General features: G+C 66.5%; 4 protein-coding genes and 1 pseudogene. All 5 read right to left on the bottom strand.

Annotated features, from left to right (window positions below):
• Nucleotides 1–19 precede the first annotated feature (19 nt).
• Complete coding sequence (locus tag ACN9M6_RS00025; protein ID WP_419160871.1) at nucleotides 20–1,495, bottom strand: DUF1501 domain-containing protein; 1,476 nt, start codon at nucleotides 1,493–1,495, stop codon at nucleotides 20–22.
• Nucleotides 1,495–4,746 carry a PSD1 and planctomycete cytochrome C domain-containing protein gene (locus ACN9M6_RS00020; protein WP_419160870.1) on the bottom strand — a complete coding sequence of 1,084 codons (3,252 nt, stop codon included), beginning with the start codon at nucleotides 4,744–4,746 and terminating at the stop codon, nucleotides 1,495–1,497. Before ACN9M6_RS00020 ends, ACN9M6_RS00025 begins: the two co-directional genes overlap by 1 nt.
• Before the next feature lie 96 nt (nucleotides 4,747–4,842).
• On the bottom strand, nucleotides 4,843–6,417 hold the full coding sequence (locus ACN9M6_RS00015; protein WP_419160869.1) for an FG-GAP repeat domain-containing protein: 1,575 nt from the start codon (nucleotides 6,415–6,417) through the stop codon (nucleotides 4,843–4,845).
• Nucleotides 6,401–7,624, bottom strand: coding sequence for a hypothetical protein (locus ACN9M6_RS00010; protein WP_419160868.1), 1,224 nt, complete (start codon nucleotides 7,622–7,624; stop codon nucleotides 6,401–6,403). The genes ACN9M6_RS00015 and ACN9M6_RS00010 overlap by 17 nt, the downstream gene beginning before the upstream one ends.
• A gap of 112 nt (nucleotides 7,625–7,736) precedes the next feature.
• Nucleotides 7,737–8,327: pseudogene (locus ACN9M6_RS00005) on the bottom strand (AAA family ATPase); the annotation flags it as partial.

Below are 8,327 nucleotides of genomic sequence, written 5' to 3'. Positions count from 1 at the left end.
GGAGGATGGGGCCGCCCCATCACGCGATAATCTCGTGTATCACCCGCCCATGCACATCCGTAAGCCGAAAGTCACGCCCGCTATACCGGTACGTGAGCTTCTCGTGATCGATCCCCATCAGGTACAGGATCGTCGCGTGCAGGTCGTGAATATGCACCGGGTTCTCCACGGCCTTGAAGCCGAAGTCGTCGGTGGCCCCGTAGGTCATCCCGCCCTTGATTCCGCCGCCGGCGAGCCAGATGCTGAACCCGAACGGGTTGTGATCGCGTCCGTTGACCACGCGGCCGCCGGCGCCTCCGCCTCCGGTCTCCAGCACGGGCGTGCGCCCGAATTCGGTTCCGCACACCACAAGCGTCTCGTCGAACAGGCCCCGTGACTTCAGGTCCTTGACCACGGCCGCGAAGGGCTGGTCGGAATCCTTTGCGTTCTTGCGGTGCTGGAAGATATCGGTGTGGGCGTCCCACGGATCGCCCTTGGCGTAGTAGACCTGCGCGACGCGCACGCCCCGCTCGATCAGGCGCACCGCCATGAGGCAGCCGCGCGCCGTGCTCCCCGGCCCGTACAGTTTCTGGGTCGCCTCCGTCTCGCCGCGGATGTCGAACACGTCGGGGGCCTCGGTCTGCATCCGGTACGCCGTCTCCATCATCTGGATGGCGCCCTCGATCTGCTGATCTTCCTCCTCCAGACGCTGGAGGTGCAGTCGGTTCAGCTTCTCGACCAGGTCCACCTCCCGGCGCTGGCCCTCCAGGTCCATCTCGTCGCGGCGGATGTTGGGGATCAGGCGCTCCGGGTCGAAGTCGTCTTCGATCCTCGGCACCTTGTCCGAGATGTAGGTCCCCTGGTGGATGGCCGGGAGGAAGCCGTTGCTCCACAGGGGCGGGCCGACCACGGTGGGTTGGTCCGGGCACAACACCACGAACCCGGGGAGATTGCGGTTCTCGGTGCCGAGCCCATAGGTGAGCCACGATCCCAGCGAGGGCCGCCCCGGCTGGATGTGCCCCGTGTTCATCATGAGCAGCGACGGCTCGTGATTCGGGATGTCGGTGTGCATCGATCGGATCACGCAGATGTCGTCCGCGCATTCTCCCACGTGGGGGAAGAGTTCGCTCACTTCGAGCCCCGACTCTCCGTAACGCTCGAAGCTGAAGGGCGACTTCATCAGCGCGCCGGTTCGCCGTTCCGTCTTGATCTCTCCCGTCGGCAGCGGCTGGCCGTGGTACTTCTCGAGGGCGGGTTTGGGATCGAAGGTGTCGACTTGCGAGACGCCGCCGTTCATGAACAGGAAGATCACGTTCTTCGCGCGCGGCTTGAAATGAGGCTTCGGCATCGGACTGCCCGCGGCGGACACCAGCCCGCTCGAGGCTTCCAGCATCGAGGTCCCCACCAGGCTGGCGAAGGCCATCATGCCGAAGCCGGCGCCCATGGTGCGCAACGCGTCGCGCCGGGTCCGGGGCTCCCCGTGGGTCACACCGCACCCGTGATGACTGTCTGACATCAGCCGACAAACCTGAATTCTGCGACGCTGAACAGGGCCCGGGCGTACTGCACCCACGCCCGCATCGACGCGTCATCCTCGATGAAGGCCGCCCGGCGCTCGTCCAGGAATTCCAGCCCGGCCGCGATCTCCGGCTCCGTCGCTCCCCGACCGTACAGGAGCGGATAGGCCGCCACGATCATCTCGCGGTCCCGGAACTCCACGGGCAGGTCGTCGGCTTGCGCATCGCCGTTCCCATCTCCGAGCGCGTCCTCCGTCGCTGCTCCTCCCGCCGCGGTTTCCTTCGCCAGGCGCTTCACCAGCAATTCGGCCTGCCGCTGGACGAAAGGACTGTTCATGAAGTACAGGCTCTGGCCCGGCACGTTCGTGGTATAGCGGCGTTCCGCGGAGAGACTGGAGTTCGGGAAGTCGAAGGTCTGCAGGTACTCGTCCACCTGGAAGCGGCTCACCTTGCTGTAGACCGTGCGGCGATTGTTCTTCTCGTCGCGGAGATCGAGGGAGGGCCCGCCCACCTTCGTGTCCAGGTCGCCCGACACATGCAGGATCGCGTCGCGGATGCTCTCGGCGTCCAGCCGGCGGCGGTCGTGGCGCCAATAGTAGCGGTTCGCGCCGTCGATCTGCTCGTTGCCGGCATGCCGGCCACTCGCGAGCTGATATGTCGCGGAGAGCATGATGTCCCGGTGCAATTGCTTGATCGACATCCCGTGCTCCACGAACCGCGAGGCCAGGTGCTCCAGGAGCTCGGAGTTCGTGGGCCGCTCCCCCACGACGCCGAAATTGCTCGGCGTATCCACGATGCCCGAGCCCATGTGCCACCGCCACACGCGGTTCACGATCACGCGCGCGGTGATGGGGTGCGCGGCGATCGCTTCCGCGAGCTGAAGCCGGCCGCTCCCTTCCGTGAACGGCGCGGCCCCCTCCTGCGAGAGCACGGTCAGGAAGCCACGCGGCACCTTCTCCCCGAGGTTCGTGGGGCTGCCGCGGATATGCAGGTTGATGTCGGTGAGGTCTCCCGGCTCCTTGTCCCGCACGCCCATCGCGAAGGGGACGTCGGGCAGCTCTTCCTCCAGCTCCTCGATCCGCTCGCGCATGGCCGTCACGTGATCCATCGCCACGCGGCCGAGCTGTCGCTCCAGGCCCCAGCCGCTGAAGCGGAACAGCCCCGGGGCCGGGAAGAACGTGTCCAGCTCGTTGTCGAGATCGCTCCGAAAGATGTCGGTGTAGAGGTTGAAGCGCTCCCGCCCCATGGTTTCGAGCTCGAGCTGGTGCTGGTCGAAGAAGCTCTCGAAGCCGTTGGGCATCGGCGTCGACTTCACCTCCTCTAGCGGCGTCCCCTTGGCGATGATGCGGCGGTTGCGTTCCTCGAGCTTCTCCTGTTCGGCCATGAGCTCGAGTACGAGGTGCTGGAAGTCGTCGGCCAACTTCCGGGCTTCCTCCTCCTCCTCGCCCCGGGCGATCATCGCCTGCCAGTCCTTCAGGAACGGATAGTGCCGGGGTTCCTTGGCGAGGAAGCGGATCCAGCGCTGGAGGGTCTCGAGGTCGACCTTGGCGCGCGCCGCGGCCTGCTCGACCGGAAGCTGCGGCTTACCCGCGACCTGCCGGGCAGCCATCATGTAGCGCGAGACCTGCAGGGAAAGCACCCGGGCCAACTGCTCACCCTCGGTGCGCAGGTATTCGTTGAGGCTCTTCTTCAGGCCGGCTACGAATTCCTTGTCCTTCTCGTACGCCTCGGCCTCTTCCTTGTCCGCCAGCGGGTATTCATGGTAGTCCGAATTGTTGAAGATGCCGGCGACCGCATGATAGTCGTGCGTCCCGATCGGGTCGTACTTGTGGTCGTGGCAGCGGGCGCAACCCACAGTGAGGCCGAGGAACCCGCGTGTCGTGACGTCGACGCGGTCGTGCCGCTCGTCCGCGCGGGCCACCGGCGGATCCGCGAGATCATAGTACCAGGGTCCCCCGCCCAGGAAACCGAGCCCGGCGATCCCCTGCCCCCGCTCGGGCTCCTCCAGGAGGTCACCCGCGAGCTGCGCCTTCACGAACCGGTCCCAGGCCATGTCCCGGTTGAACGCCTCGACTACCCAGTCGCGCTGCACATAGGCCGAGGGATAGCGCTCGCGGCCCGAACCGTCCCGTGCCAGTCCGCGCGTGTCGTCCTCGCCGTAGCGGGCAACATCCAGCCAGTGACGCCCCCAGCGCTCCCCGTAGTGGGGCGAGGCCAGCAGCCGCTCCACCACCTTCTCGAAGGCGTCCGGTGACGGATCGTTCACGAACTCTTCGATTTGCTCCGGGGTCGGGGGCAGGCCCGTGAGGTCGAAGGTGGCGCGCCGGATCAGTTGGCGGCGGTCCGCCATCTCCAGCGGCTCGAGTCCCTTCTCCTCGTGCTTCGCGAGCACGAAGGGGTCGATCTCGGTGCGGGCCCATTCCGTCCGCTCGGGCTCGGGCGGGGTCGGGTGGGCGAGCAGCCGAAACGACCAGAAGCCTCGCTCGGCTACCGTGACGGCTCGCCGGGGGATCGCGAGGGGCTCGGCGACCTCCGCCCACTCCGCTCCGGCCTGGATCCAGTCGACGAAGCCCTGGATTTCGGCCCCGCTCAGCCGGTCGGAGTCCTTCGGCATCTGCAGATCGTCGCGCTCATGGCGGAGCGCCGCGACAAGGAGGCTCTGCTCCGGGTTGCCGGGGATGATCGCCGGCCCCCGCGACCCGCCTTCGAGGATCCCCTCCCGGGAGTCGAGCCGCAGGCCGCTCGGCGCGCCATCGGTGTGGCAGGTGAAGCAGCTGCGCTCCATGACGGGACGCACCTTGTCCACGAAGATGCGGGCGCCCGGCGATAGTCCTTCGTCGGCGAGCGCGAGGACTGCGGCGCCCTCGGCCGCGGCTTCGTCCTCCGGCCAGGGCGCGCCCATGCCGATCCACTCGACGAGCCCCGCGATCTCGTGCGCGGTGAGCGGATCCGCCTCGCGAGGCATCTCCTGCCCTTCGATCTCGTGGCGCACGGCCTGGATCAGCAGACTCGCGGCGGGATCGCCGGGGACGATCGCGGGCCCCGAAACACCGCCGTTCAGCAGCGCCGGCAGCGAGTTGACGCGCAGACCGCCGCTGCGCAGGCGGCCGTGGCACGAATAGCAGCTCTCGGCCAGCACGGGACGCACCCGGGTCTCGAAGAAGTCCTCCGGAGACTGCGCGGCAACAGGCACCGTGAACAACGGCGCTCCCAACACGACGGGAAGGGCGCGCCGGAGGCTGAATGTCATCGGGCGGGACTCCTTCGAACCTGACAAGCGGCCAGCTGAAAACCGAGATGCCTACCCCTGTACAATATCCCTGTGGCTGCGGCTCTGCAAAGCGGATCAGCGCTGCACGGGGACGTGGACGGCCGCGCAGCTCTGGTTGCCGGAGGCGTCCGAGGCGCACACCGTCGCTTCGCTCGTATCCGGTGGTATCCGGGCCCGCCACAGATATTCGCCGTACCAGCGCATCGGGACCCTCCCTTTCTCCCCGGCGGCGCTCCAGGTCACGTGCACGTTGCGCCACTCCGCGTCCACGGACGGGCTCTTGCGGTCGTGGATGCGGGCCACGACCCGGATCGAATCGGCTTCGCGCACCGCCAGGGGAAGGCTCACGACCGGCGGCACCGTATCCGGATCCAGACCCCGTCCGAGGAAGACCCGCTCCTGAACGGCGGTGGGGTGCTCGCCCTGAGATTGCACCACATCGATCCGGCCGTCCCCGTCGAGGTCGGCAAGCGCCATCCCCAGCGTACCCGGCGTCTCCTCGCCCGTGAACACATCCAGCGCCGCGCGCAGGCGGCCGCCGCCATCGTTGACGAGCAGGCGATCCGGCCCGCTCAGGGAGCCTATCAGGAAATCGGCGTCACCGTCGGAATCGAAGTCGAGAAAGGCGACGACGTTGTCGTCCTCCCCGATGTTCTCGGAAGCGGGCCACCAGACGTCGGTAGCATCGCGGAAGCTGCCCTCTCCGTCGTTCCGGAAGACGTGTTCGCGCCGACTCGAGCTGCGTTCACCGACGATCTCGCCGTCGTTGACCGTCACGAGGTCGAGGAAATCGTCCCCATCGAGATCCATGGCTTCGAACTCGTAGTTGTTCGTGTACTGCGGCAACCCGCGCGGGTCTTCCTCGAACGTGCCCGTCCCGTCGTTGCGAAACAGCGAGCTGCCCCCGCAACGCTTGCAGGAGACCAGCACGTCGAGGTCAAAGTCGTTGTCCACGTCGACCAGTTCCAGATCCCACGAGAAGCGCATGAGCGTGGCCGGCATGCGGTCGGCGGTGACGTCGGTGAACCGGCCTCTGCCGTCGTTGACCCAGAGCCGCGTCCGGCCGCCCTCGTTGGTCATGTTGTTGCCCGGCCCCCAATCCGCGAGGACCAGATCGAGGTCGCCGTCGCCGTCCACATCGCCGGGCTCGGCGTCTCCCAGGCTGAGCGGGAGCGGGGGAAGGTGGGTCGCAGTCAGTTCCCGGAAGGCGCCGCCGCCAGCGCCGAGGAAGAGACGGCTCTGCGTCTGGTAGGTGGTGCCGACGAAGATGTCGGCCTGGCCGTCGCCGTTGAAGTCGCGCGCCTTGATGACGCGGGCGAGATCGGAGACTGCGCCGAACACATCGGTGGTCCGCTCTTCAAAGGGCTGTCCCGGGCCGCGGTTGACGAAGGCGCGGTTCGGTTCGGGATCGCCGGGCTCGGAGTAGTTCCCGCCATTCGCAAAGAGGAGGTCGATCCTGCCGTCGCCGTCGATGTCCGCCAGCTCGACCTTGTTGGTCCATTCGGCCGTGGGGGGGAGGAGTGCTGCCGTAGCGTCATGCCAGAGGGCGGAGGGGGTCGCGGGTTCCCCGCAGGCCGAAATGAGGATGGACAGGATGGTTGTTGGCAGCCCGCGCCCGACCGATGTTCGGGTACTACCGCCCCAGCTCAACCTCGTACACCTCGATGAACTCCTCGTCGAACTCCCCCCGGCGCAGCACGGCTATGCGCCCATGGGCCACGTCCAGCAGCTCATGGGGCGCGCTCGTGACTGCGACCGTCTCCTCCATCCAGCTGGGACGTAGCACGGGAAGACTGAGGAACCCCACCGGACTCCCGTCGGGCTCAAGAACCGTCCACCGCCGCTGTTGATCGGCGATTCCGGGATAGTCTCCGATCCAGATCCTGCCATCGGCGTCCACGCTAATCGCTCCATAGGCCGGGTACGCCTCTCGAACGGTTGACTGGCTCAGCCTCTGGCGCCAGTTCGGCTGGACCTCTTCCGGGAACATCCCCAGGTAGCGCCGGGTCCATTCCTCCTTCTCCTCGGCCGTCACCGTGCGAGCAGTGTATCCGCCGCGAATCCGCGTGACCGGGTCCAAACCCCGGTAGAGGGTCAGGTCCAGGGAATCGGTCGTGCCCAGGAGCAAGTACAGGCCGCGCCCCGCAAAGACCGCGGTGGCGCCGAATGCGACCGGATTCCACACAGTCCCGTCCCGCGAGACCTGGCGCTCCTTTCCGGCCCACTCGGCCAGGGTATCCACGATCTCCCCCGAGGCGTCGCCGTGCACGAGAAAGACCGGGCCCCGCTGCAACCCGGGAGGAAGGATCGGCCGCGTCTCGAGCGCTGCAAGAATCTCTCCGCTCTCCATCCGTATGAGAGGCACCGCCGCCCCGGACCCCGAGCCCCTTTCGAGACGTTGGACACCGGTCACCTCTCCCCGAGAGTCCAGAAATGTGAATCGCCGCAGACTTCGATCGTAGACGAAGACCGTCCCGTCCGCGCCGACCCCGATCCGCTCGATGAAGTCGTATTCTCCCGGCCCCTCCCCCTCTTGACCTGCACGCGCGCGGACACGTCCGTCTCGATCGATGTAGCTGATCTCATGCGCCTGGCGATCAGCGACTACAAGCGACGAATCCTGCAGGAAAACCGCTCCCGCGACAGTGGCGAGTTCAAGATCCGCAGCGGTGGAATAGACCAGTGTCGTCTCGAACCGGGGGAGGTCCAGGGTGTGCACATCGGAGATCCGCAGGATGTCCACGCCTGCGGAATCGACGGCGGCATCGGAGGACGCCGTCCGCTGAGAATCCTCTCCACAACCGAAGCCGGTGATGGAAAGGATTGCCGCAACGAGATACTGCGAAGCTCGTGACAAGGTCGCCTCCAGGTGAGGACTTCGACGCGGTCGTTGTCGTTTGTCCGCCGTCTGGATCCCATTGTGGCGCACAAACCGGGTTTTCGGCCAGAATAACGGCCCGCTGCCGTCCCTAACAGGCCGGCAGCTGGCTTTCCGCCCCCTCCGCGACCTCCGCGATGGCATCCAGCTGGCCCATGATTTCCGAATCGATCTCGTCCCTCGGAACATGACGGGCCAGAAAATGGAAGCTCTTCTTCAGCATCACATTCGGCAAGCCAAGTCTCGCGAAGTAGTCCCCGAATAGCGGATTCAAGAAATCGTCGTTGGCCTTGACGCCCGGATCCCTTGGAGAGCCTTTCCCGAGTTTCTTCATGGCTTCTTGGATTGATTCGATGGACCGGCGCATGGCAGTGACCCGCCTGGTCTGCTCGGATTCCGCGAACAGCGGCCCCGGCGTGGCCTCTCTCCCCGACGCGGCCGCGTAGCGCTCCAACGTCTGTCGAGTAGCTACGTAATTCTCAATTTTGCGCCGCTTCCACATGTGGCACTTGACCGGCTGGATGTCCGGGAGCTCCCGGTCAAGTCGGTCGAACAGCGCGATTGCCCGAAGCCCGGGGAGGGCCTCGTGCAGCGCGCGGAAGTGGTTGGCAGCGGCAGCTGGCCGGTTGCTCACATAGTGAACAAACGGGCGCTCCAGAGCGCGCATGGCCCGTTGGTGATC

The organism is Candidatus Palauibacter sp., from assembly GCF_965197445.1.
GTDB lineage: Bacteria > Gemmatimonadota > Gemmatimonadetes > Palauibacterales > Palauibacteraceae > Palauibacter.
The sequence above is the reverse complement of the archived record's forward strand: the minus strand, read 5'-3'. Positions and strand labels throughout refer to the sequence as shown.